Annotated in this window: 24 protein-coding genes, 1 tRNA gene and 1 pseudogene; 13 read left to right on the top strand and 13 right to left on the bottom strand. The window is 32.9% G+C overall.

Translation table 11 applies throughout. The annotated features are described in order from the left end of the window. Position 1: 1 nt before the first annotated feature. The 12 genes and pseudogenes from AAGV28_RS09205 to AAGV28_RS09150 all read left to right on the top strand — a co-directional run. Positions 2 to 388: pseudogene (locus tag AAGV28_RS09205) on the top strand (TlpA family protein disulfide reductase); the annotation flags it as partial. A 185-nt stretch (positions 389 to 573) separates the two neighbouring features. Beyond that, positions 574 to 654: transfer RNA gene (locus AAGV28_RS09200), tRNA-Tyr, on the top strand. A gap of 260 nt (positions 655 to 914) precedes the next feature. After that, positions 915 to 1,382, top strand: a complete 468-nt coding sequence (locus AAGV28_RS09195) for a Crp/Fnr family transcriptional regulator (protein WP_373406526.1) — start codon at positions 915 to 917, stop codon at positions 1,380 to 1,382. 62 nt (positions 1,383 to 1,444) lie between these two features. Next, entirely contained in the window at positions 1,445 to 1,969 is a 525-nt protein-coding gene (locus AAGV28_RS09190) for a heme-binding protein (RefSeq protein WP_373406525.1), read from the top strand. A 20-nt stretch (positions 1,970 to 1,989) separates the two neighbouring features. Then, entirely contained in the window at positions 1,990 to 2,397 is a 408-nt protein-coding gene (uraH, locus tag AAGV28_RS09185; protein ID WP_373406524.1) for a hydroxyisourate hydrolase, read from the top strand. Positions 2,398 to 2,504: 107 nt separating this feature from the next. After that, a complete protein-coding gene (locus AAGV28_RS09180) occupies positions 2,505 to 3,128 on the top strand; it encodes an HPP family protein (protein ID WP_373406523.1) in 624 nt (207 codons plus the stop codon). Positions 3,129 to 3,359: 231 nt separating this feature from the next. Continuing rightward, positions 3,360 to 4,310, top strand: a complete 951-nt coding sequence (locus AAGV28_RS09175; protein WP_373406522.1) for an isopenicillin N synthase family dioxygenase — start codon at positions 3,360 to 3,362, stop codon at positions 4,308 to 4,310. A gap of 163 nt (positions 4,311 to 4,473) precedes the next feature. After that, the gene (locus tag AAGV28_RS09170) at positions 4,474 to 4,872 is read left to right on the top strand and encodes a GxxExxY protein (RefSeq protein WP_373406521.1); all 399 of its coding nucleotides are present in this window, start codon (positions 4,474 to 4,476) and stop codon (positions 4,870 to 4,872) included. 73 nt (positions 4,873 to 4,945) lie between these two features. Next, positions 4,946 to 5,275 (top strand): translation initiation factor, encoded by a 330-nt coding sequence (locus tag AAGV28_RS09165; protein WP_373392072.1) that lies wholly within the window; start codon positions 4,946 to 4,948, stop codon positions 5,273 to 5,275. A gap of 100 nt (positions 5,276 to 5,375) precedes the next feature. Continuing rightward, positions 5,376 to 6,242, top strand: coding sequence for a nucleoside phosphorylase (locus AAGV28_RS09160; protein ID WP_373406520.1), 867 nt, complete (start codon positions 5,376 to 5,378; stop codon positions 6,240 to 6,242). Between the two features lie 89 nt (positions 6,243 to 6,331). Next, positions 6,332 to 7,183 (top strand): substrate-binding domain-containing protein, encoded by an 852-nt coding sequence (locus AAGV28_RS09155; protein WP_373406519.1) that lies wholly within the window; start codon positions 6,332 to 6,334, stop codon positions 7,181 to 7,183. 20 nt (positions 7,184 to 7,203) lie between these two features. After that, complete coding sequence (locus tag AAGV28_RS09150) at positions 7,204 to 8,136, top strand: transglutaminase (RefSeq protein WP_373406518.1); 933 nt, start codon at positions 7,204 to 7,206, stop codon at positions 8,134 to 8,136. A 90-nt stretch (positions 8,137 to 8,226) separates the two neighbouring features. On the opposite strand, the gene AAGV28_RS09145 is transcribed toward AAGV28_RS09150, so the two are convergent. Beyond that, complete coding sequence (locus AAGV28_RS09145) at positions 8,227 to 9,231, bottom strand: LLM class flavin-dependent oxidoreductase (RefSeq protein WP_373406517.1); 1,005 nt, start codon at positions 9,229 to 9,231, stop codon at positions 8,227 to 8,229. A gap of 169 nt (positions 9,232 to 9,400) precedes the next feature. Here AAGV28_RS09145 and AAGV28_RS09140 point away from each other — a divergent pair, with 169 nt between their 5' ends. Next, a complete protein-coding gene (locus AAGV28_RS09140; protein ID WP_373406516.1) occupies positions 9,401 to 10,849 on the top strand; it encodes an FAD-dependent oxidoreductase in 1,449 nt (482 codons plus the stop codon). 43 nt (positions 10,850 to 10,892) lie between these two features. Here the strand turns inward: AAGV28_RS09140 and AAGV28_RS09135 are convergent, their stop codons facing one another. The 12 genes from AAGV28_RS09135 to AAGV28_RS09080 form a co-directional block, all read right to left on the bottom strand. Further along, complete coding sequence (locus AAGV28_RS09135) at positions 10,893 to 13,202, bottom strand: DNA topoisomerase 3 (RefSeq protein ID WP_373406515.1); 2,310 nt, start codon at positions 13,200 to 13,202, stop codon at positions 10,893 to 10,895. Positions 13,203 to 13,871: 669 nt separating this feature from the next. After that, positions 13,872 to 14,075, bottom strand: coding sequence for a hypothetical protein (locus tag AAGV28_RS09130; RefSeq protein WP_373406514.1), 204 nt, complete (start codon positions 14,073 to 14,075; stop codon positions 13,872 to 13,874). Between the two features lie 18 nt (positions 14,076 to 14,093). Beyond that, positions 14,094 to 15,494, bottom strand: a complete 1,401-nt coding sequence (locus AAGV28_RS09125; RefSeq protein ID WP_373406513.1) for an exopolysaccharide biosynthesis polyprenyl glycosylphosphotransferase — start codon at positions 15,492 to 15,494, stop codon at positions 14,094 to 14,096. After that, positions 15,484 to 15,912 (bottom strand): VanZ family protein, encoded by a 429-nt coding sequence (locus AAGV28_RS09120; RefSeq protein ID WP_373406512.1) that lies wholly within the window; start codon positions 15,910 to 15,912, stop codon positions 15,484 to 15,486. The genes AAGV28_RS09125 and AAGV28_RS09120 overlap by 11 nt, the downstream gene beginning before the upstream one ends. A gap of 64 nt (positions 15,913 to 15,976) precedes the next feature. Next, positions 15,977 to 18,307 carry an exopolysaccharide transport family protein gene (locus AAGV28_RS09115; RefSeq protein WP_373406511.1) on the bottom strand — a complete coding sequence of 777 codons (2,331 nt, stop codon included), beginning with the start codon at positions 18,305 to 18,307 and terminating at the stop codon, positions 15,977 to 15,979. Positions 18,308 to 18,314: 7 nt separating this feature from the next. Next, positions 18,315 to 19,076, bottom strand: coding sequence for a polysaccharide biosynthesis/export family protein (locus AAGV28_RS09110; protein ID WP_373406510.1), 762 nt, complete (start codon positions 19,074 to 19,076; stop codon positions 18,315 to 18,317). A 244-nt stretch (positions 19,077 to 19,320) separates the two neighbouring features. Then, complete coding sequence (locus AAGV28_RS09105) at positions 19,321 to 20,067, bottom strand: glycosyltransferase family 2 protein (protein WP_373406509.1); 747 nt, start codon at positions 20,065 to 20,067, stop codon at positions 19,321 to 19,323. Positions 20,068 to 20,165: 98 nt separating this feature from the next. Beyond that, positions 20,166 to 21,110, bottom strand: coding sequence for a UDP-glucuronic acid decarboxylase family protein (locus AAGV28_RS09100; RefSeq protein ID WP_373406508.1), 945 nt, complete (start codon positions 21,108 to 21,110; stop codon positions 20,166 to 20,168). A 31-nt stretch (positions 21,111 to 21,141) separates the two neighbouring features. Beyond that, positions 21,142 to 22,059, bottom strand: a complete 918-nt coding sequence (locus tag AAGV28_RS09095) for a glycosyltransferase family 8 protein (protein ID WP_373406507.1) — start codon at positions 22,057 to 22,059, stop codon at positions 21,142 to 21,144. Positions 22,060 to 22,258: 199 nt separating this feature from the next. Further along, complete coding sequence (locus AAGV28_RS09090; protein WP_373406506.1) at positions 22,259 to 23,077, bottom strand: glycosyltransferase family 2 protein; 819 nt, start codon at positions 23,075 to 23,077, stop codon at positions 22,259 to 22,261. After that, positions 23,070 to 23,555 carry an LbetaH domain-containing protein gene (locus AAGV28_RS09085; protein WP_373406505.1) on the bottom strand — a complete coding sequence of 162 codons (486 nt, stop codon included), beginning with the start codon at positions 23,553 to 23,555 and terminating at the stop codon, positions 23,070 to 23,072. The genes AAGV28_RS09090 and AAGV28_RS09085 overlap by 8 nt, the downstream gene beginning before the upstream one ends. A gap of 61 nt (positions 23,556 to 23,616) precedes the next feature. Continuing rightward, positions 23,617 to 24,690 (bottom strand): glycosyltransferase, encoded by a 1,074-nt coding sequence (locus tag AAGV28_RS09080; protein WP_373406504.1) that lies wholly within the window; start codon positions 24,688 to 24,690, stop codon positions 23,617 to 23,619. Positions 24,691 to 24,716 lie beyond the last annotated feature (26 nt).

The raw sequence follows: 24,716 nt of genomic DNA, 5'->3' as shown, positions 1-24,716 counted from the left end.
TCCAAATCCTGAGGGTAAAGTTATTTCCCTTAAAGAAAGTTTAGGAAAAGTTACTATAGTTGACTTTTGGGCTTCTTGGTGTGGTCCTTGTAGGCAGGAAAATCCGAATGTTGTAGCAATTTATAATGAACTACATTCAAAAGGATTGAACATTATAGGAGTTTCACTAGATCAAGATGCTAAAAAATGGAAAGAAGCCATTGCAAAAGATAAATTGACTTGGAACCAAGTTTCTAACTTAAAAGGATGGCAAGAACCAATTGCTGCTCAATATAAAGTAGAATCAATTCCTGCCACTTTTATCCTTGATGCTTCTGGAAAAGTAGTTGCAAGAGACTTGAGAGGTGCTGAATTGAAAGCAAAAATCATCGAACTTTTAGCTAAATAAAGCTGATTTACGTTATAAAAATAAAAAATCTCCCTAGTGGAGATTTTTTATTTTATTCAAGACCAATAGGTTAAAATAAACGATACAAAATAATGCAAAATTAGTCCAGAATTAGTTTGCAGAAACGAAAAGTGTTCCTATATTTGCACCGCTAACAACAAATAATTGTTGTACTCAAAGGCTTCGGGGAGATACTCAAGCGGCCAACGAGGGCAGACTGTAAATCTGCTGTGCAAACTTCGCAGGTTCGAATCCTGCTCTCCCCACAAAAACGCTTCAAGAAATTGGAGCGTTTTTTTTATGCTTATTTCAAAGCAGAAAAAGAAACAACACAAGAGGAAATATCAAAATCAATAAAAAAATTAATAATAGATCATTAATTTTGTAACCAATATTAGCTTGCTCATCTTAATCATAAATGTTTATGTACAGTAGACTTGAAAAATTTATAAAAACCAAAACTGATATAGATGACGAATCACTTCTCAAAATTTTTTCATGCTTTACTTTAGTAAAAACAAAGCGAATGCAAATCTTACTGAATTACGATCAAGTATGCCGTAATTATTATTTTATAAACAAAGGTTGTGTTCGTTTATTTACAAATTCTAAAGATGGTAATGAAAGTTCTAGATATTTTGCTTTCGAGGGTAATTTTGTTACCGCTTTACCAAGCTTTATTGACCAAAAGCAAGCTGAAGAATATTTACAAACCATAGAAAAATCAGAATTGCTTTGTATTTCAAGAATCGATTTTTACAAATTAGTTGAAGAATTACCGAAATTTGCAAAATTATATACCGAAATTTTAGAACTTGGCTTCATAGTCGCTCAAAAAAGAATTTATGGATTTCAAGGATTTGATGCATTAGACAAAGTCAAATGGATTATGAGTCATCAACCTCAATTACTACAACGTCTCTCAAATAAAATGATGGCATCTTATTTAGGAATGTCCCCTTCTACACTAAGCAGAATAAAATCAAAATTATAAAAACGTTGACATAGAGCAACATTTTACAACTTTCCAGCAATTAACTTTGCAGAAAAAACAATATGAGACTTCTATTTTTATATCTGCTAATTGCCAATATTAGTTTCGGGCAAAATAATAGTGCAAACGAAAAATCCCAATACACCACTGATAATTTTGTTAGATCGATTAATAATTTAACCTTGGATGCAGCATTAGAAATCAATAAACGAATTACAAAAGCAGCTGCATTACTTGATAAAAAGGTTTCAATATCAGTACTTGATGCTTCGGGAACAATTATTTTAATAAGCAGAGCAGACGGTATTGGTCCTCACAATACCGAAGCAGCAAGAAGAAAGGCTTACACTGCCCTATCTACTAAAACAGCTACACTTTCTCTCTTAAGAAATACAGAAATAAATCCAGACACAAAAAATTTAAACACTCTCCCTGAATTATTACTCTTGAGTGGTGGTGTACCAATTTGGTATAATGGAAATATAATTGGTAGTGTTGGAGTAGCTGGTGGCGGGAGTCCTGAAAATGACGACTTAATCGCAAAATCAGCGGCAATTGAATCACTTGGAATTACAACAACAAAATAATTTAAAACTTAAAATAGAATATGAAAAAATTAATCACAACATTCGTCATAACATTGTTTTCAACGGTAATTTTTGCTCAAAATACGAACTATCAGCTTTCAAGTCACATCTTGGATATTTCAAAAGGAATACCCGTAAGTGGAGTGTCCATTCAATTAGAACAATTCAATGAACAAACAAAAAAATGGTTATTTGTTGACAAAAAACAAACAGATGTAAACGGAAGAATAACTGATTTTTTAGATTCGCAAAAAACTAATTTAGGAATTTATAAACTGACCTACTACACCGCTGACTATTTCAAAAAAAATAATACAGAGAGTTTCTATCCGTTTATAGAAGTGGTATTTCAAATTAAAGATCAAAATCATTATCATGTTCCCATAACGCTTTCAGCTTATGGCTATTCAACATATAGGGGAAATTGATATGAATGATATGATACAAATAAATTGATTAGCAACAGTTCGATTGCTTCAATACACCCAGCTTTTTATAATTATTGCTTTATTAATCTTAGCAATTACTATTCTCAATGGATAAAATTAAAATTATATTAGATTATAAAATAAAGAGAGGCGTTCGCAAAACCCGATACATTCTTTACAGAGAAACATTAATTAATTATAAAGAACAATTTTGGTCATTTGTAGGTTCGTTTATAGGAATTGGACTAATTGCTTATTCACAGAGCCAACAGTTTTTAAAACAAGATATTGTTTATCTAATTGGTTCCTTTGGGGCTTCAAGTGTATTAGTTTATGGAATTATTGAAAGTCCGTTTTCGCAACCTCGAAATCTCATAGGTGGACATTTAATTTCTGCTTTTACTGGGGTAACAATACATATTTTACTGCCTGACACTATGTATCTGGCTGCACCATTAGCTGTTTCTTTATCAATTGTATTTATGCAAATAACTAAAACCTTGCATCCACCAGGAGGAGCTACTGCTTTAATTGCGATTATTAGTTCAAATAAAATTACTGATTTAGGGTATTGGTATTTACTATATCCTGTTTTAACCGGAGTATTAATATTACTTTTCACTGCCTTGATATTCAATAATGTAACTGCAAGTAGAAACTATCCTTTACCACATTACTCGTATAATCGATACCTAAAAAACCTTAAAAAATTCTTGAATCGAGACTTGTAAAACAGTCGTCTTTTTATACTTTTTTACAACTCTTTAATAATTCTATTTGTCGATATATTGTCAGCATGAAAAATAATAATTAATAAGGCTTCAAGAAATTGAAGCCTTATTTTTATGCCTATTTCTTCCAACGATTTTAGTTTTTAAAATTCTAATTAAAATAATTATTAAATACATTTGTATACCGAAAATAAAATCAGTTTCAACATCAATTAAATAAATATTTATTCAATGCAAAATATCCCTAGTGTTGATTTACGTGACTTCCTCTCCAATGACCCCATACGCAAAGAAAAATTTGTTAACGAAATTGGAAATGCTTTTGAAGATATTGGTTTCGTAGCCCTAAAAGGACATTTTCTAGACCAGCAATTGGTTGAAGAACTATATAGTGAAATCAAACAGTTTTTCAGTTTGCCATTGGAAACCAAAAGAAAATATGAAAATCCTGAATTGGGAGGACAAAGAGGCTATGTTTCTTTTGGTAAAGAACACGCTAAAGGCAGAAAAGAAGGAGATTTAAAAGAGTTTTGGCATTTTGGGCAATACGTGTCCGCTGATTCGAAATATGCCGCAGAATATCCTCAAAACATCACTGTAGACGAATTACCTCGTTTCAATGCAATAGGAAAAGAAGCATACCAAATGCTGGAAAAAACAGGAATTTATGTTTTAAGAGCTTTGGCTTTGCGTTTAGGTCTTGACGAATTTTATTTTGATAATTATGCCAAAGAAGGAAATTCGATTTTAAGACCAATACATTATCCACCAATTACATCTGAACCAGAAAATGCTATTCGTGCTGCGGCTCATGGCGATATTAATTTAATTACGCTTTTGATGGGCGCTCAAGGCAAAGGACTGCAAGTCCAGAACCACAATGGCGAATGGATTGACGCCATTGCAGCACCTGATGAATTAGTTATTAATGTAGGCGATATGTTGTCAAGACATACTAATAACCGATTAAAATCGACCATTCATCAAGTGGTGAATCCGCCGAGAGAATTATGGGGAACTTCGCGTTATTCTGTTCCGTTTTTTATGCATCCGGTAAGTGATATGCCACTGAATTGCTTGGAAAACTGCTTTGATAATGAGAATCCAAAACAATTTGAAGATATTACAGCCGGAGATTTTCTGTATGAGCGATTAGTGGATTTAGGATTGATTAAAAAGTAGTTTTTTGAACACAGATTTAAGAAATTATATTAATTTATCTAAATTTTTATATCATTGTCCTGAAAAAAATAGTATTACAACATACAGATTAATAAGCAATTTGATTTTTTAAATTTCTGTAATTTCTTAAATCTGTGTTCCGTTAAAAAATAACTAATTTGATATGAAAACATTTCCTCATCAAGATTTAACAAAGTCTATAATTGGTATTTATTATGATGTTTATAATGAATTAGGATATGGTTTTTTAGAAAGAGTATATCATAATGCAATGATTCTAGAGTTAAAAGCAAGAGGTTATGAAGTTGAAAATCAAAAAAAGTTAAATGTATTTTATAAAAAAGAAATTGTTGGAGAATACATACCAGATCTCATTATAAATAAATCGGTAATTGTTGAACTTAAATGTGTTGAATATATGATAGAAACTCATGAATGTCAGCTTTTAAATTATCTTAAAGCTACTGATTGTGAAGTTGGTTTATTATTGAATTTTGGAAAAGACCCACAATTCATAAGAAAGATATTTACAAATGAGTTTAAAAAGCATAACAGAGTATAAAAAACATAATTTTTAAAATTTTATAGATTTATAAAATTTCTAAAATCTGTGTTCCAAAAAAATATAAAAAATTATGGATTTACAAGACCAATTAAAAAACCTTTTTCCAGAGCATATTCCCACTCCCGAAGAAGAAATAGTAAAAGAAGAGAAAGAATTATGGATTCAGAAAGAGCCTATGATTTGTAAATTCGAAAAAAGAAAAGGAAAACCAACTACTATAATCGAAGGTTACGAAGGCGATGATGAAGATTTTAAGATTCTTGCCAAAGAAATCAAAACCAAATTAAGTGTTGGTGGCAGTTTTAAAGATGGAGCAATTATCATTCAAGGAGATTATCGTGATAAAATCATGAAAATTTTACAGGAAAAAGGCTTTAAAACCAAACGTGTGGGAGGCTAATAAATCCCAAATTTGAAGTTCCAAATTCCAATGATTCATTTTTGGAATTTGGAATTTTTTAAATTGGAATTTTTATAAATCTTAGTAATTTAAAAAGAAAATGATACAAGCATCAGAATTGATTCTGAATCCAGATGGTAGCATTTATCATCTGAATCTAAAACCCGAACATATTGCCGAAGACATCATTTTTGTTGGTGATCAAGATCGGGTTGAAAAAGTGACAGCGCTTTTTGATTCGATTGAATTTACAACCCAAAAAAGAGAATTTAAAACGCAAACAGGAAGTTACAAAGGCAAAAGAATCACCGTAATTTCTACTGGAATTGGTCCTGATAATATTGATATTGTTTTGAACGAATTAGATGCTTTGGTTAATATTGATTTTGCAACCCGAAAAGTAAAAGAAAAGCTCACATCGCTAAATATTATTCGAATAGGAACTTCGGGTTCACTGCAAGCCAATATTCCCGTTGACAGCATTGTTATGAGTCAGTACGCCATTGGTCTGGACAACATGCTTCGCTCCTATTGTATTGATGAAATTTCGAATACTGAAATTGAAAATGCTTTTATAGAGCAAACTAGTTGGGATTTGAAAAAAGGAAAACCTTATGTAATTGCTTCGAGCGAAACTTTAGCACACCGTTTCTATTCTGTTGAAATTCAAAAAGGTTTTACAGCAACGGCTGGCGGATTTTACGGCCCACAAGGACGGGTTTTACGATTGAACATTCAAGATCCTAATTTGAATCAAAAAATGGATCAATTTGATTTTAACGGAATCCAAATTACGAATCTCGAAATGGAAACTGCTGCCATTTATGGACTCTCAGCTCTTTTAGGACATAAAGCCATTTCGTTAAATGCAATTATTGCCAATCGAGCTGATGGAACTTTTAGTAATGATTCATACAAAACAATAGACAAATTAATTGGTTATACTTTGCAAAAGTTGAGTCAATAAAAAAATTGGAACACAGCTTTAAGAAATTTATAAAATTATTTCAATTTCTCTAATTTCTTGAATCTGTGTTCCTTAAAGAATAAAATACAATGAAAACAATAAAAATAGCTGGAGTACCAGAACATTTCAATTTACCATGGCACTTAGCCATTGAAAACAAAAAATTTGAGACTCAAAATATCGATTTACAATGGACAGATATTCCCGAAGGAACTGGAAAAATGTGTCAGATGCTTCGCGATGGTGAAACTGATATTGCCGTAATTCTTTCGGAAGGAATGGTAAAAGATATTGTAGCAGGAAATCCATCAAAAATTGTTCAGGTTTATGTTGCATCGCCTTTGATTTGGGGAATCCATGTTGCTGCAAAATCCAATTATAAAACCTTGGCAGATATTGAAAATACTAAGGTTGCTATTTCTCGTTTGGGTTCTGGATCGCAATTAATGGCTTATGTAAATGCTAACAATCAAAATTGGGAAACTGATAATCTTCAATTTGAAATTGTAAATACTATTGATGGTGCTGTGGAAGCTTTAAGCAACGGAACTGCCGATTATTTTATGTGGGAACGTTTTATGACCAAACCGCTGGTCGACAAAGGTATTTTTAGAAAAATAGCCGACTGCCCTACTCCTTGGCCGTGTTTTGTAATTGCGGTGCGTGATGAAATTTTAGAAAAAGAGCCTGAAGCCATTCAGAAAATTCTAGATACGATTAATAAAGCAACAGCTTCGTTTAAAACAATTCCAGAAATTGATGCTGTTTTGGCTCAAAAATACCATCAAAAGATAGAAGATATTCAAGAATGGCTTTCTATTACCGAATGGTCGCAAGAGCAATTATCTAAAGAAATGTTAAACAATATTCAAAATCAGCTATTAGAACTGAAAATTATTGATAAAATAGGTACTTTTGATGAAATAGTTAAAACAGTATAGTTTTTCCTTTTTTGCTTCGCATGATAAACTTTAAAAATCTTACTTTTCAAAACATAAAACAAAAACTTCAGGTCAAGAAACCTTGGGATGATGTGATTATTTTTGTCTTGAATATTTTGATTAGTGTTCCACTTTTTATCATTACCCATGAAAATTTAATTGAAATAAATTGGGCATTTAATTTAGATCGCATTTTATTGTTTATTCTTATTGTTGTTGCAACACAATTAATTTTACGTTTACTTAGAACCGTCATTATCATTTGTATTGTCATTTATATTTTGGTTTTAGTTTATGGAACTGTATTTGGTAATTATGGTTTCGAAAGTGTTTATGAAGATTATGATTCGATGATTTATACCATGTCAAACAATCCAAATCCTCAGGATATCATTATTTCTAAACTATTGCCTTTTCCAAATAAATCAAAAATTCTTCGTGCCATTGAATACAAAAATCCCAAGGTTCGAAATTTTGCAGTTATGGCTGTCAATAAGCATTTTAAAAACATCAAAGGATATTCAGATTATCGCACGATTATCCAATGTTTTGCTGTTTTTAAAGAAATTAATAGCCGCTGGAATTATGTGAGCGATCCTAAAGATGGAGATTATATTGCTACTGCTAGCGAGTCCTTAGAATTTTTATCAGGAGATTGTGATGATCATTCGATTTTAATGGCTGCTTGTGTTCGCGCTATTGGAGGAACTCCAAGATTAATTCACACCAAAGGGCATATTTATCCAGAAATCCTTATTGGAAACATGAATGATCTGGAAACAGTCAATTTTTTGATCAAAAACAAACTGTTTGTAAAAGAAAGTCACGGTAAACAGCTCCACTATCACATTGATGAGCGCAACCAAATTTGGCTGAACTTGGATTATACAGCAAAATATCCTGGAGGACCATTTATGTCTGAAGAAATATTGGGTGCTTTGACTTTGAATTAAAAAAATAAAAGTTCTCGATACATTTTTTGCTTCATTTTCATTACACAAAAAACACTCGAACTGACGTTTTAAATAATTTCATTCAAAGGTTTATTCTTTATTTAATTCTCCTAAAATTTCATACGAATGCAATCGTGCTTTGTGTTCGTAAACTGCAGAAGCGACCATCAGTTCATCAACCTGAGTAATTTCTATAAAATTTTCTAATTCTTTTTTCACTTTTTCAGGACTACCAATAAAAGTGTACTGAATCATTTGTTGCAATGCAGCTTCTTCCATTGGATCCATAAAATCTTCATTAGGTTCTTCGGGTGCTTTTAGTTGTTGTCTATTTCCAGTGATAATTCCCAAAAATAATTTTTTAAACGAAGTCGCTAATCGTTCAGCTTCATAATCTGTATCAGCTGCAATAACATTCACACAAGCAATTACATAAGGTGCTGCTAATTGTGCTGATGGTTTAAAATTTCTCCTGTAAATAGCTAATGCATTATGCAATTGAGCTGGTGCAAAATGACTGGCAAAAGCATAAGGCAAACCTAAAGAAGCGGCTAAAAAAGCACTATCCGTACTTGAACCTAGAATCCAAATTGGAATATCCAAGCCTTCTCCAGGAATGGCTCGTACTCTTCCATTCTTATTTCCTTCTGACAAATAGCGTTGTAATTCTTCTACATTAGAAGGGAATTCCATAGCTGCATGTTCGTCTCTTTTTAAAGCTGCAGCAGTAAATTGATCAGTTCCTGGTGCACGACCTAATCCCAAATCAATTCGGTCAGGGAAAAGAGTTGCCAAAGTTCCAAATTGCTCTGCAACAATCAAAGGTGCATGATTAGGAAGCATAATTCCTCCTGAACCCACTCTTAATGTTGATGTTCCAGCAGCAATATGACCAATCAATACTACTGTTGCCGTACTGGCAATCCCTTGCATGTTGTGATGTTCGGCTAACCAAAATCGGTTAAAACCCCATTTTTCGACATTTTGAGCCAAGTCTAAACTGTTTTTAAAAGTATCAGCAGCGTTTCCTCCTTCTCTAACTATTGCTAAATCGAGAACTGAAAATTTTATATTAGAAAGTGTATTTGTAGTCATAATGATTTCTTCTTATTTGTATATACAAAGGTAAGAATTGAAAAACTGGTATTGATAATCTTAAATACTAATAGAACGTTAAATAGAATAAATCCTTTAATAAATGCTTTTTTTTTACAATTGAAAAAGTAGTTTTGCTTAGAAATACTATTGGTCAAAATAAAAAGAAGTGAAAAAAGCAGAATATAAAGAAGGAAGCTGGACTGTTTGTTCTGATTGTCAAGGACGTGGTAAAAAAAGCCGAGGACTTACCCATAAAGCGAAACTTCGTTATCAGAAAGCATTGGATGAATTTGAAAAATCGAATGGTGAAGAAACAGCTCCTGTTCGTCCAAAAGGACACCTATATACCTGCACTACATGTTCCGGATCGGGCTTGATTCCTGCTGCCAATCCTCCTATTGCAGATAAAGATAGCTTTCCACATGTTGCTATTATTGGTGGTGGTATTAGCGGAGTTGCACTTGCTGTGGCTTGTTTGCACCGCGGAATTCCCTTTACTCTTTTTGAGCGCGATAATAATTTCGAAGCTCGGTCTCAGGGTTACGGACTCACGCTACAGCAAGCGAGTAAAGCAATTGAGGGATTGGGTATTTTTTCGTTAGAAGAAGGCGTGATTTCAACAAGACATTTGGTTCATGCTACCGACGGAAAAGTGATTGGCGAATGGGGCGTCAGAAAGTGGATTCAATCCGATACGAAAACCTTTCAGAAACGAACCAATATTCATATCGCACGACAATCGTTGCGTTTAGCACTACTTCAACAGCTCGGCGGACAAAATAAGCTACATTGGGGACATCAATTAGTAGATTTTAAGGAAACTGAAGATAATGTACTTCTCAAATTTCAAGTAAATACCGAAATAAAGAGTTACAAAGCAGATTTGGTGGTTGGAGCGGATGGAATTCGTAGTTCGGTACGAAGAATACTCATTGGTGAAGATGCTACTCCTCTACGCTATCTGGATTGTATTGTGATATTGGGAATTTGTCCTTTGAGTGCTCTCGAAGATATTACCAGTCCTTTATTAGACTCGGCAACTGTATTTCAAACAGCCAATGGCAACGAACGAATTTACATGATGCCTTACAATTTAGATTCTATAATGTGGCAACTAAGTTTTCCAATGAATGAAAAAGAGGCAAAAGAACTAAGTGCCCAAGGAACTCAAGCTCTAAAAGAAGAAGCTTGCCGTAGAACGAAGTGGCACAGTCCTATACCTCAAATTTTAGCAGCGACTCAAGAAGCCCAAATTTCCGGTTATCCAGTTTATGATCGTGAATTACTTAGTTCAGAATTATTATCGAAAGAGGAAAAAGTAACTCTAATTGGAGATGCAGCCCACCCGATGAGTCCGTTTAAAGGACAAGGTGCTAATCAAGCTTTACTAGATGCACTTGCGCTTGCTCGGGAAATATTCAAAGGATGCCGACCTTTATCAGAATGGCGAAATAACGGAATAAGAAAAAATGTATTAACAGAGTTTGAAGCAGATATGCTAGAACGCTCAGCAACTAAAGTAAAAGATTCAGCTGATGCAGCACAGTTTCTGCATTCCAAAATTGTACTTCATGAAGGTGATGAACCAAGAGGACGTTGTTTAAAAAAAATGTAATACCCGATACTTGATGGTAATTATTGAAAAACAAACAGATTGATTATTCCTTCAAAATAGAATAAACCAATTCTTTCGTTGGTTTTTGATCTTTTAATTTTTCTCTAACAACTTCAAAAGTAACTTTAAAATCACAACCTGATTTATAATCACTACAACCATAGGCGGTGTTACCTTTTATAATCGTTCCTTTTTGGCATTTCGGGCAAGCTAAAGCATCAGATGATGGAGCTGATACTTTCGGAGTTGTTTTTTTAGGTTCTAATTTAAGTTTGAAATTTTCATCAAAACGAAGCAAACCTTCCACTATTTCATCATTGATTTTAAAGTCTTTTAAATTGACCGTAGAGCCTTTTTGAAGTAATCGCAAGTATTGGTTTTCTGATATTTTTTTTGTCCCAAAAGTAAAAGGCAATAGAAAATCACAGCCTGCTTTATAATCCCCACAACCATAAGCAGATTTTCCTTTTATCAATGTCGCTTTTTTGCATTTCGGACAGGATTCAGCTTCCATTCCCGCCGCTTTCTTTTTTTCAACAGCAGCTTCTTCTTTTTGAATACTTCCCGCATGCGAAATATTAGCACGAGTCCTTTCACTTCTTACTTCGTATACCAAAGCATCTACCATACGCTTCATATTATTAATAAAAGCAGCAGCAGTAAAAGTTCCTTTTTCAATATCTTTTAACTGCTTTTCCCAAGAACCGGTCAATTCAGCCGATTTTATTAATTCATTTTGAATGATATCAATAAGCTGAATTCCTGTTGGCGTAGGCAAAACTTGTTTTTTATTTCGAATGATGTATTGGCGTTTAAAAAGCGTTTCAATAATATTAGCTCTTGTTGACGGTCGTCCAATACCATTTTCTTTCATCAATTCGCGTAAATCCTCATCATCCACTTGTTTTCCTGCCGTTTCCATAGCTCGCAATAAAGAAGCCTCGGTAAACTGATTCGGTGCTTTGGTTTCTTTTTCTAAAAACGAAGGTTCGTGTGGGCCTTTTTCACCCACAACAAAACTGGGTAACAAATCGGCTTCTTTTTCTTTGGCATTTGTACTGAGCGTAGACGAAGTATCGAAAACAACTCGGAATCCTTTTTTCAGAATTTCTTTGCCAGTGGTTTTGAATAGCACTTCTGCCGCTTTTCCTATTACTATTGTATTGGCAACCAAACAATCCTCATAAAATACAGCAATAAAACGTTTTACAATAATATCATACACCTGTTGTTGATTGTATTGCAAATTCGATTGCACACCCGTTGGTATTATCGCATGGTGATCGGTGACTTTTTTATCATTGAAAACCTTAGGCGATTTTTTTATCTTCTTTCCTAAAAGAACTTCAGTTAATGCTGCATAATTAGTCAATTTTTGAAGAATATCAGGTACTTTTGGATAAATATCGCTTGGTAAAAAAGTGGTGTCGACTCTGGGATAAGTCACTACTTTTTGTTCGTATAAAGTTTGAACTATTTTAAGTGTTTCATCAGCCGAAAATCCAAACTTGGTATTGCAATACACTTGCAAACCTGTCAAATCAAATAACTTGGGAGCAAACTCATTTCCATTCTTTTTTTCGACAGAAACAATTTCGAAATCACTTTCCTTGACTTTATCCGCTAAAATTGCTCCATCTTCCTTGTTTAAAAAACGTCCTTCTTCATAACTAAAAAGGGTTTCTCTATATAAAGTTTGCAACTCCCAATAGGGTTGCGGCTTGAAATTTTCTATTTCCTTAAAACGCTCTACAACCATTGCTAATGTTGGCGTTTGAACGCGTCCAATAGACAATACTTGCTTGTAACCGCCGTGTTTTACGGTGTACAAACGAGTGGCATTCATACCCAATAACCAGTCGCCAATGGCTCTGGAAAAACCAGCATAATATAAATTATCGTAGTTGGCGGATGGTTTTAAATTTTCAAAACCTTCTTTAATAGCTTCAGTTGTTAACGAAGAAATCCACAGGCGTTTTACTTCGCCTTTATAATTGGCCTCATTCATTACCCAACGCTGAATAAGTTCTCCTTCTTGTCCGGCATCTCCGCAATTGATGACCAATTCAGCTTTGTCAAATAAACTTTTTACAATTTTAAATTGCTTCTGAATCCCTGAATTCTCCACTACCTTAGTTTCAAATTTTTCGGGAAGCATCGGAAGGTTATTCAAATCCCAACTTTTCCAATACGGTCTGTAATCGTTGGGTTCTTTTAAGGTACATAAATGACCAAAAGTGTAAGTTACCGCATAACCATTGCCTTCATAATAGCCATCGTGTTTGGTATTCGCTCCTAAAACGGATGCAATTTCACGTGCTACACTTGGTTTTTCGGCAATACAGACCTTCATTTTATCTTGCTAATTTAAGGTCGCAAATTAGGAATTTAGAAATTGGAAATAAAGAGAAATCATCAGGAGTTATGAACCACCTCAACTTTCAAAATAAGCATAAACCATTTTTACACTAAAGCCGCTTCAAAATTAGTTTTGAAACGGCTTTATACCATTTAAATATAAAACAGTTTTTTGTTTTACCTCACCCCTCCCGTCCCGAGTAGTCGGGATCGGGACTCTACACTCGAGCGATAGCGAACTGGCGAAGCAAAGGAGAGGGAGTTAAAAAATTGGATTATTTTATATTTCTAAGAGCCTGTTTAAAATTCATCAAAATTAATTTGCCTATTCCGCCGTGGCGGATGTAATTTTGATGAATTTTTAAGAAATTTTTCACCCTTTAGGGACAGGGAAAAAGAAAATTTATAAAAAAAATAAATTTAAACAGTCTCTAAATGGTAATAGTCATTTGACATAAAAAAAGCCCTCAAATAGTCTATAACATTTTGGGGGCTGTGTCAGTAATCTATAATACATTTTTGTTACAATGTGTTTGATCTAAGTAAGTCGTTAGTTTTAAAGTCGTAAAGTCAAATGAAACTTTATTGATTTAAACAACTACAAGTTAATGTTTTAAACAACATTATATCGTATCAAAAAACCACATTATATAGTTTTCACTACTTACATACTCGTATTATAATTTGCTGTTTTAATAGGTTTCAAGTTTTTTAATTTTTTAATTTCATCATTCAGTTTTAAAATTCGATCCAATTGTTTTTGTTGGATCCTGTATTTTGTATAATATTTATACAATTCTTTTCCGGTAAAAAAGGTGGTCACAGAAACTCCTGTGAGCAACCCAATAAAATAATAAGTAATGTCCATAAGTTCTATTATTTAAGTTTAAAAAGCATTTTTATCTCCTTTTAAGGTTACAACAACTGTTAAAAAACAAATTTTAATATCCGTAATTAAACTCCAACGCTGTACATATTCGATGTCAGTACTTACACGGCGTTTCATGTCAGATACTTTTTTAGTTTCTCCTCTCAGACCCGAAACCTGAGCCAGACCTGTAATTCCTGGTTTGACAAAATGACGCACCATAAAATTATTAATATGATCGTTGTAGTCTGTGGTATGTTTAATCATGTGAGGACGTGGCCCTACAACACTCATATCTCCAATTAAAACATTAAAAAATTGTGGCATTTCGTCTAAACTGGTACGACGGATGAATTTACCAATTGGCGTGATTCGGGCATCCTCTTTTTTCGCTTGTTGGCTTTCATCACCCACATTGATGTACATACTTCTAAATTTATAACACCAAAAAGGTTCATTTTTTTTACCCGTTCGCATTTGTTTGAATAAAACAGGTCCTTTGCTTTGCCTTTTGATAAGAAATGCCAAGATGGGATATAACCATGACAGGATGAAAAGAATGACCAGAAGACTAAAAACAATATCGAAAATTCTTTTGGTTAAACGATTATAGGCATTTTGTAGTGGTTCATAACGAGGCAATATGACATGAAAATTATTGAAATTGCTTGCGCTAAAATGCTTTTTTGAAATGGATGAAAAATCCGGTACAAATTTCAAGCGCATGCAATGCTTATCACCCAGTTCAAAGAAATAATTCAAATCTGAAATAAAATCAGGCTTGGTTACAATGTAAAGTTCACTGACATTTTCTTCGGATGCGTTGTGAATTGCATTGGAAAGTGCAACGCTAAAATCATCTTTGGTTTCATAATTGACTGATGAATTTTCATTGAGAATACCCATAAAATGGATAAAATAAGAGTTGGTTTCCAAATGCGACGCTAATTCAATACTCGTTTTATTAAATCCCCATATTGCAACGGTATACCTTTTAACAACCCATTTTTTAATTTTTACAATTACGAGGGTAAACAAAATTCTGGATAACAAAAAATAGAACAGTAAAAAACTCAATTGAAATAAATTAGCTCTATCTCCTAAAATGTATAGTTTTTCATCATGAAAAAAGTAAATATAACTGCACCAAAGAATCCTTTGTGTTAAAAAAGCACGCCAGCTATTAGCAAAAAAATCTTCTAAACTAAAAAGCACATCCACTCGATACAATCGGAAATAAGTCACTGAAAACAACCAACTCAGTATCGTAATAGGAATCATTTTGTTGAGAAATAAAGTATTCCAACCCACCTCTTCCTGACTGGCAAAATTCAAAAATAGCATTGTGGCTACTATCATTGCTGTCATGTCGGCTACAGCACAGCAAAACATGAAAGTGAATTTATGTCTATTTCGCATTTTTTAATTTTTTAGAATTCATTAGCATAGCAACTAAATAATATCCTAATCCTCCAATGAAACTTCCTAATATTCCAAAAAAGACATCCATTACATCTGGATTTCTTTTTTGAATTAAAAACTGTCCTGCTTCGGCTATGCAAACAATAATAGTTGCAATACCTAAATTTTGCATGAAATAAGAATTTTCGTTATGATTTTTTTTATTTGAACTCATGTGTTGTGTATAGGCTTCTAAAAGAAAACCTACCGCTATAAAAGGAACAGCAGTACGCAAATTGTAATACGAATTACTCCAGTTTAAAAGCCATTTGGGCAAATAGGTTTCAGACTCTAAAGTAGGATCTGTCAACCAGGAAAAATAAAAAACAATACCAATAACAATAAGCAATAGGAACAGCACTATTTTTTTAGACATTTTTTAGTATTTAAGTTTAGAAATAAGTTCATTTTACTACTTGAAATAAATTTGTAAAAGCGAATTATGAGCTTAGGCTTCTTTTAAACCAAGGTTTTTTTATGGTTTTTTCTTGATATTGATAACTATAGTTTGAGCCATAATTATAGCCATAAGCACTTTTTTTGCTAACTCCGTTTATGACAATCCCAACATTTTTAAGTTGCCCTTTTTTGATAAAATTATTTACCTGAACTAAAGTGTTCTTATCCGTAAAATCGTATCTCGTAACAAATACTGTTACATCAGCCAAATGACTAAAATTGAGCGTATCAGACACCATTTGGACAGGAGCAGAATCTATAATTATAAAATCATACAGCTTTTTAGCCTCTTCAATCAATAATTCGAAATTGGCATTAGTCAATAATTGAGTAGGATTTGGAGGGATTTCACCCGAGAAAAGTGTATCCATGTTCTCAGAAAAATTAGTATCCTTTATTAAGAATTCTTTCCAGTCCCCGCTTTTATTAGACAGAAAATTAGACAGTCCAAAATCACTTTTTTCAAGATTAAAATATTCATGCAATTGAGGATTTCTTAAATCAGCACCAATAAGCAATACTTTTTTATTAAGATTACTAATGGTTACAGCATTATGAAAGGCGCAAAAAGATTTTCCTTCCCCCTGAATGGAAGAGCAAAACAATAATACGCTTCCTTTTTCCTCTTTCTTTTTAGGTAGTAAATAGGATATATTCGAAAATAAGGTTCGTGTAGCCTCTGCTATCATTGAACGGGAAGTAGCAGTATTATCTAACTTTTCTTTATCATCTACTTTAGGAACAATTCCTAAAAAAGGAATATGGGAATATAGTTTCTGGATATCATCTTCATTATGTATTTTAGTGTCCAACTGTAAATTAAGATATATGATTCCTAAAGGAAAAAGCAACCCAAACATAAACGCACCTACCATAAAGGATTTGGGCTGAGGAAAAATGGCAGAATAATTAGTTTGAGATGAATTTAGAGTCTTTAAATTAGATTCTAAAACGGCACCATTCAAAACGGCTTCTTCTCTTTTTTGTAATAAAGCCAAATAAGTTACCTCTTTCAAGTCTAAACTATTGTCAATATTACCCAATACCCTGTCTTTTGTAGGAATGCTTTTAGCCTCTGAATTGGCGACACTTTGTTCCGATCTATTTGCTGTATTATTTTGGTTTAGAAAGTTTAAATACCCCTCCAAAGTATTCAAAATAGCTTGTTTTTGCATTTTTAATTGTACGAGCAAATTAAGATACGTTGGGTTGTTTTTTTGTGCCCGTTGTAAAATAAGCTCGCTTTCCAGAATACTTGTATTGTAATTTAAAAGTAGTTGATTGACAGTAGGTGCTTCTAAGTTGTAGCCTGTTCCCAGAGCCGAAGTACTACTTGTTCTTCTTATATCATTTATAGCAAATCTTGTTAATGCAATTTGCCTTTCATTAAGCATAGCACTCTCTCTCTTAGTATTCTTCTCATTGGTTTTGTCAACAATGTATTTGTCCAAAACTAAAATGTCATTGTTTTGCAAATACTTCTCTTTTACGCTTTCAATAGAATCTTTCTCTTTTGAAAAAACAGATATGCGTTTGTTTAAATAAGAAACGGTATTATTAAACAGTTTTTGCTTGTTAGAAACAATATTTTTATCCAGCAATACAATCAATTGGTCTAAAATTTTTCTAGAACGTTCGGGATTTGTTCCTTCATGAGTTAGAAGTAAATTTGTATTTTGACTATCAAATGTGTCAACACTTAGTGCGGATTTTAGATTTTTTATTGCAGATACCGTAGGTTCCAGACTAACTACATATTCTTTATTTACATAAAAAGATAGATTTTGTTTAGCCTTAGGAGTCAGTTGAATTGTAAATGGTAAACCTGCAAAAGTTCGACTGGTACTATGACCGTGAATTAAATAGCTCTTTTCGATAGAAGGACTACTTATTAGGAATCCTTCTTCTACAACTTTGATATCATAGGTGGTTTGAGGCAACGAATCATTAGATACAGTGGTATTAATAACAAAAGGAACATCATTTATACTTGTATTTTGCATGTATCCCTTTTCAAAATAATTAATATTCAGTTTCAAACTGTTTACCACTTTTGATAAGAAATCATTAGACGTAACCAGTATTATTTCGTCATTCAAGTCCACCTCTTTTTTCTCAAAATCTTCTTTGCTAAAAGTGTTTATTTTTGCATTTTCCTCTTGTTTTTTATCAATATTAATTAATGCTGTAGTTTGATAAGTAGGTGAAACTGTTTTTATAAAATAAAAGGCAGCTCCCACACACACAATTAAACTAACCATAATCCAAGGCCAGTACTGGAAGTACTTGAAAAATTCTTTTTTAAAATCCATGTTGTTTTTATTTAATTAATATAAAGAGTGCTACAAGAGTGGCTAGTAAACCCACCACTTGCAATGGATCTTTGATTAAACCTCCACTATTTGTTTTTAACTTATTAGGCATGACCACAATAACATCGTTTTGTCTAATGCGATAATCTGGATTAGACATCCACGAAGCCGTTGTCAAGTCAATATGGTACACTAAACGTTTTCCATCTGACTCTCTAATTAGCTTAACATCTTCCCGAATTCCTGTGTTGGTTAGATCTCCTGCCATTCCTATTGCTTCAAGTAAACTAATAGATTCTTCGGTAAAAGGAATTACACCTGGAGAATTCACTTCTCCCAAAACGGTAAATTTATTATTGAGAACTCGAACTAATACTGTAGGATTTACTAAGTAGCCCTCTTTTATGAGACGATCTTTTATTTTAGTCTCCACATTAGCAGGAGTTAAACCACCAACATTAATTTCATTTAAAATAGGCATCGTGATATTTCCCTTAGGAGTAACTAAGTAACCTGTTAATTTCATCATTTCTACTGATGTTAGTGCGCCAACTCCTGAGGTAACATTAAAAGGGGCTGCAACTACAGGATTGAGATCACTCACATCAATTTTTAAGATATCGTTAGGCTGTATTTTAGCCGTTGCATAAGTCAAAGCCGTATTAGAATATTGATCTACATCTTGTAAATACAATATTTGTTTCTTAGTAGTACAAGACTGTAAAAGCAATAAAAGCAATACTAATATTGGGAGGATATTTTTTTTCATGGTAATTATAGATTATGTAAGTAATATTAATTTTGTTGAAATAAGGAGAATACTATTTAGTGCTAAAATCTTGTCCAGAAACAAAAAGCAAATAGATAAATAAGTAGTAAAAACTATATAAAGTCGTATATTTTGAAACGATATAATTTTGTTTAAAACATTCACTTGTAGTTTTTTAAGTCCGTAAAACCTCTTTTAACTTTACACCTTTAAAACTTTTGACTTACTTAGTTGCTGTTTTTTATTAGTGAACCAAGTACTGTTTTAAAGCAATCGATTTTTTAAGGAAGACCACTCTAAATGCAGCTAAACCGTGATATTTATAGATTTTGTAATCTTCACATAAAACTTCAAAAGCGCGTTTAGTATTGGTACTCATTCCCCCCATTCTCATTTTAACGATATAGGCATTGATGTAATTCATCTTGATTTTGTATTTGTACAAATAGCGAAGTAAAAATTCGGTGTCGGAGGCTATTTTAAAGTCAAGGTTATACAAACCATATTTATCGATTATGGTTTTCTTTAAATAAACGGTAGGATGCAAAGGCAACCAACCCGACTTGACTTTTTGTAGACTGAAAGCGCCTCCTATTCTATTGCGTATCATTCGCCCTTCAGTATCATTCGAAACATAAACACCATCACCATAAACACCGTCTATACTTGGATCGTATATAAACCGAGCTACAATTTTATTAATAGCTTTATCATCATAAAATTCATCATCAGAGTGCATTAAACCAATAACATCTCCTGTTGCTAATTGGAGTCCTTTGTTTATAGCATCATACATTCCTTTATCAGGTTCTGAAATGTAATGGGTTATTTTATCCCGATACGATTCAATAATTTCTTTCGTCCCATCAGTAGAATTGCCGTCAACAATTATATATTCAATATTGGGGTAATTTTGTTCAAAAACACTTTTCATAGCATTTGCTATGGTTGCTTTTCGATTGTAACATACCGTTATTATAGTAACTCTCATAAAATTTATTTTTGAAATTATAAAGCGTAAAAACTGCTTCCTCAATAAGAAATTGAGAAAAACTGTAGCAATAAATCAGGTCTTTATAAAAAAGTTTTTTATTGATTTAACAAAAGCTTGTCAAAATAGCTGATGGTAGTAATCAAGCCCTCACGCAATTGTATTTTAGGCTCCCAGCCATTGAGTTTTTCATTGGCTAGAGAAATATCAGGTTGTCTTTGTTTGGGATCATCTTGTGGCAAATCCATAAAAATGATTTTTGATTTGGAACCCGTCAATTCAATAATGGTTTGAGCCAATTCAATCATCGTAAATTCATTAGGGTTTCCCAAATTTACAGGTCCTAAAAAAGAAGAATCTGAACCCATCATTCGAATCATACCTTCTACCAAATCATCTACATATTGAAACGAACGCGTTTGCAAACCATTGCCAAAGATGGTAATGTCTTTTCCCTGTAAAGCTTGAACGATAAAATTTGAAACTACTCTCCCATCTACGGGATTCATGTTAGGACCATAAGTATTAAAAATCCGAATGATTTTAATGGCTACCTTATTTTGATTATGATAATCCATAAATAAAGTCTCAGCACAACGCTTGCCTTCATCATAGCAAGAACGAATCCCTATAGGATTTACATGTCCCCAATAACTTTCGGTTTGAGGATGCACCAGAGGATCACCATAGACTTCGCTGGTACTGGCTTGCAATACTTTAGCCTTGACCCGTTTTGCCAATCCCAATACGTTTATTGCTCCCATTACTGACGTTTTAATCGTTTTAATTGGATTATACTGATAGTGTACTGGAGATGCTGGACAAGCCAGATTGTAAATTTCATCAACTTCAGCATAATAAGGTGCTGTAATATCGTGTCTCACCATCTCAAAATAAGGATGATCTAATAGTTCAATAATATTAGATTTGGCTCCTGTAAAGTAATTGTCTAAACAAATCACTTCATTGCCTTCATTCAATAATCTTTTACATAAATGGGAACCCACAAATCCAGCTCCTCCAGTTATTAATATTTTTTTCATTTTGTTTTAGTTAAAGATTAAACATGCAGGTTTACGGTAATTCGGATTTTTTTATGAAGTCTCTTGATAATTTATTTTGCTTTTTTTTTAAAATAAATGATCTGGCATAGGATTTACGAATATGCCATGCTCTAACAAAATCACTATAGTTATATTTATAATATGCTTTTTTCCAATCCACATCCAAGTAACTTTTCCAAACTGAAAATCCCTTATGTAAATATCTACCAAATAAGTCCCATGGTTTTGGAGAACCTACAAAATGTAAAATACCTATTCTTCCAACAGGCCTTTTAGTATTTGCATACCAAGAAATATTAAACTTAGAAGGTAAAAAAGCAAAATTACCTGCAAATAATGCGTTTAGTATTGTTTGGTCGTGAGATGTTAATTGGTCAGAATATTTTTTTCCAAAAGTTAAACATTGACTTTTTATATCTTTTTCTCGCCAAACTTTTAAATTCATTAAAAGTATTCCTGAATTAAATACAGCTAAATCAAGATCTAATCCAATCTCCTTACATAAAAAAGGATGATCAAGAGCATATCGCATTTGTCCACCATTTACGGCAGCTATCGCTTTGCCATGAAAATCAAAACCATCTAACAATAAGACATCTAACTCTACAACAAGATCGGCATCTAAATACAGTACGGCATCGTCTACAATATAATCCTGTAATAATAATCTACCATAAGGTGTCCAATCTCCCTGTAAAGAGCTAAAAAAACCAAAATGTTCTTTTACATTAAAATCTATTAATTCTATGTTGATTAAACCGTATTTAAATAATAACTTATGAATATTCTCTTTATCCTTATAATTTAGATCAGCACACAGTATGTAAATATTTATTTTTTTAGGATTAGAACAGTTTTTTAATAGAGAATTTAAGGTCACTCCAAGACCTATCATCGCTAATCTATTAATATTAAATGCTATATTCATATTTTGATTTTAATTTCATTACCCTTCAAATTATTTTATTTCAGTTCCAAATATTTAGCATTCAACCTCTAATAGCAATTGTAAATCTGTAATTTGTCTTTTTTTTTGTGTGTTACTAAAAATGATACTATTCAATGCCTTTTTTAAATTCAACTAAAGTGTTTTTGCAAATAAAAAAAGTATGACTAATTGATAAACATTATTTCATTTTCAATGATTCTACTTTAGTCTGTATTTGAAAAAAATAATGTGACTTAAAGCGAGCCAAATAGAAGCCTTCCTTACCATCTAAAAACCCCAATTTTAAAAAATAGGCGCCCATAAAATAAACTGCAGGAAGCAATCCTGTATTGAGGAGACCGTACTTAATTTTTTGATTTAAAGACAAATCGCTGTTTTTAGATTGCTTCAATTGTAGGTATCTTTGGGCTTCCCAAGTGGAATAAGCATTGTGTTTGGCAATATAATGGTCTAAGTTTTTAAAATCTTTATGTACAACTTTGGCTTTAATCACTCCAACTTTGCCTTCTATAATGGGATGTTCGTGTACTTCCATATCCAAATGGCTCCACAAATCTTCTTCGATTTTTTCATAGACTCCTTTGGATTTCTTAAAAAGTGCCGACTTTTGAAACCCATAACCATACTTGAGTTTCTTACCCATAAAATAGTTTTCAAACTGTATGGTGTAACCATTGAAAGCAGGATCTTGGATTTTAATTGCTACTTCATCAACAAATTCATCGCTAACAAATTCATCTGCATCAAGAAACAAAATCCATTCGTAGAGAAGGTTCGCATTTTGCAGCGCCCAATTGCGTTTTTTTGGAAATTTACCATTCCATTTAAATTGTACTACTTCGGCTCCCATGGCAGTTGCAATTTCCATTGTAGCATCAGTACTACCTGAATCCACCACAATAATTTCAGCAAAACGCATTAATTTTTCTAAGCAAGATGGGAGATTGAGTGCTTCGTTTTTGACTGAAACGATTACGGTAATAGGAATTTTATTCAAAGCTTCTTAGTTTTATAATTTTTGCAGGATTACCTCCTACTATGGTATTTTCCTCCACATCTTTTACAACTACAGCACGTGCAGCAATTACCGCATTATTTCCTATGCTTACTCCAGGCCCAACAAAGGCATCTGCCGCAATCCAAACCCCTTTTTTTATTACAATTGGCTTTAATAATAAAGGGAAATCTTTTTTAGTATAGTCATGAGAAGATGCGCACAGATATGCTTTTTGTGAAACTATCGTATCGGTACCAATGCTTATTTTTCCTTGATTATAGCAATCGACTTCTGGGCCAAAAGTAGCATTAGTACCCATTTCTAAATTCCAGGGAGCCCATATTTTTACTGAGGCATAAACATGTGAACTCCATTCTATTTTTGCACCAAAACATTTCAGTACTAAAACCCTCCATTTTTTGAATAAACGGGAAGCAAATGGTCGAAATAAAATAATATAAACCAGATTCCATATCAATCTCGCAATTTTATTTTTTAAACTAAAAGAGTGACTATAGGTAGATAAATCCAAGTGGCTATTAATTAAGTATTTTTTTATACAATTCGTTTATCTTGTATGCAACAGCTTTAATTTCATATTTTTCTGCTACAAGTTTGCGTCCTTGATTTCCCATGACCTCTAAAATTTCAGTAGAGGTATGAAAGGCTTTAACTAGGGTGTTTTCTAAATTAGCAACTGATAAATCAATCCACCAACCACATTGATATACTTCTAAATCTTCCCAAGGAGTGCCTTTGGTAGTAATTACAGGAACTCCTACAGCTAAGGCTTCGGCAACCACAATTCCAAAATTTTCGCTATAAGAGGGCAACACCAATACATCTGCTGAACGTAAAAAATTCCATTTAGCTTCGCCATATTTTGCACCTACAAAATGAACGTTTTGCAAATCCTGTGCACTTTGATTTAAACTTACTATGTAATTTTCATCACCATTACCTGCAATTTCTAGCGTCCACCCTTTGGTATTGCTATTGCGCCAAGCTTCTAATAATAATTCAATCCCTTTTTTAGGATGAATGCGCGATAAAAACACCATTTTTCTAGTTCCATATTTTTTTTTAATCTCTTTTACATCAGTCAAATCAATTCCGTTTGGAATAATACTAATCGGCTTTGTAAATCCTAAAGCTTGAATATTTTGGGCTTCCATTTGTGCTGTTGCATGTATGTGTACAGCTCTTTGAATTGCTTTCTTTTGATATAAAAACAAGGCTATTTTTTTCTTCCAAGAGTTATGTGCCATAATCCAAGGTTCTAACATCCCTCTTGGAGTAATGATATAAGGTATTTTTTTTTGATAGGCCCAAAAAGCCATTACTTGAATGTAGGGGTTCCAGATATGCTGGAGATGAATCAAATCTATCTCTTTAGAAGATAATCTGGAACCAAATAGAAAAAGTTGCCAAATAGAACAAAAACGAACTGTTAAATGCGCTCTTTCGGCAAGTTTAACCATGTCAGCACTCTCTTGGGTTACCAATTCAACTGTTACATCAAGCCTAGCCAATTCAACACAAGTTTGAGGAACCGAACGCGCTGGACCTCCAGTACTTTTGTCAATGGAATTAGTTATATGTAATACTTTCATAAATCCCGTAATTTGTTATAACACTT

The organism is Flavobacterium zubiriense (genome assembly GCF_041729725.1).
Taxonomy (GTDB): Bacteria; Bacteroidota; Bacteroidia; order Flavobacteriales; family Flavobacteriaceae; genus Flavobacterium; species Flavobacterium zubiriense.
This window is presented reverse-complemented; position numbering and strand designations above follow the sequence as displayed.

Coding starts and splice junctions, on each gene's coding strand:
- AAGV28_RS09175 (WP_373406522.1), top strand. CDS start 3,360: ATGCAAAATATCCCTAGTGTTGATTTACGTGACTTCCTCTCCAATGAC.
- AAGV28_RS09130 (WP_373406514.1), bottom strand. CDS start 14,075: ATGGACATTACTTATTATTTTATTGGGTTGCTCACAGGAGTTTCTGTG.
- AAGV28_RS09110 (WP_373406510.1), bottom strand. CDS start 19,076: ATGAAAAAAAATATCCTCCCAATATTAGTATTGCTTTTATTGCTTTTA.
- uraH (WP_373406524.1), top strand. CDS start 1,990: ATGAAAAAATTAATCACAACATTCGTCATAACATTGTTTTCAACGGTA.
- AAGV28_RS09180 (WP_373406523.1), top strand. CDS start 2,505: ATGGATAAAATTAAAATTATATTAGATTATAAAATAAAGAGAGGCGTT.
- AAGV28_RS09080 (WP_373406504.1), bottom strand. CDS start 24,690: ATGAAAGTATTACATATAACTAATTCCATTGACAAAAGTACTGGAGGT.
- AAGV28_RS09170 (WP_373406521.1), top strand. CDS start 4,474: ATGAAAACATTTCCTCATCAAGATTTAACAAAGTCTATAATTGGTATT.
- AAGV28_RS09190 (WP_373406525.1), top strand. CDS start 1,445: ATGAGACTTCTATTTTTATATCTGCTAATTGCCAATATTAGTTTCGGG.
- AAGV28_RS09195 (WP_373406526.1), top strand. CDS start 915: ATGCAAATCTTACTGAATTACGATCAAGTATGCCGTAATTATTATTTT.
- AAGV28_RS09150 (WP_373406518.1), top strand. CDS start 7,204: ATGATAAACTTTAAAAATCTTACTTTTCAAAACATAAAACAAAAACTT.
- AAGV28_RS09145 (WP_373406517.1), bottom strand. CDS start 9,231: ATGACTACAAATACACTTTCTAATATAAAATTTTCAGTTCTCGATTTA.
- AAGV28_RS09135 (WP_373406515.1), bottom strand. CDS start 13,202: ATGAAGGTCTGTATTGCCGAAAAACCAAGTGTAGCACGTGAAATTGCA.
- AAGV28_RS09095 (WP_373406507.1), bottom strand. CDS start 22,059: ATGAATATAGCATTTAATATTAATAGATTAGCGATGATAGGTCTTGGA.
- AAGV28_RS09120 (WP_373406512.1), bottom strand. CDS start 15,912: ATGTCTAAAAAAATAGTGCTGTTCCTATTGCTTATTGTTATTGGTATT.
- AAGV28_RS09100 (WP_373406508.1), bottom strand. CDS start 21,110: ATGAAAAAAATATTAATAACTGGAGGAGCTGGATTTGTGGGTTCCCAT.
- AAGV28_RS09155 (WP_373406519.1), top strand. CDS start 6,332: ATGAAAACAATAAAAATAGCTGGAGTACCAGAACATTTCAATTTACCA.
- AAGV28_RS09125 (WP_373406513.1), bottom strand. CDS start 15,494: ATGCGAAATAGACATAAATTCACTTTCATGTTTTGCTGTGCTGTAGCC.
- AAGV28_RS09165 (WP_373392072.1), top strand. CDS start 4,946: ATGGATTTACAAGACCAATTAAAAAACCTTTTTCCAGAGCATATTCCC.
- AAGV28_RS09160 (WP_373406520.1), top strand. CDS start 5,376: ATGATACAAGCATCAGAATTGATTCTGAATCCAGATGGTAGCATTTAT.
- AAGV28_RS09115 (WP_373406511.1), bottom strand. CDS start 18,307: ATGGATTTTAAAAAAGAATTTTTCAAGTACTTCCAGTACTGGCCTTGG.
- AAGV28_RS09105 (WP_373406509.1), bottom strand. CDS start 20,067: ATGAGAGTTACTATAATAACGGTATGTTACAATCGAAAAGCAACCATA.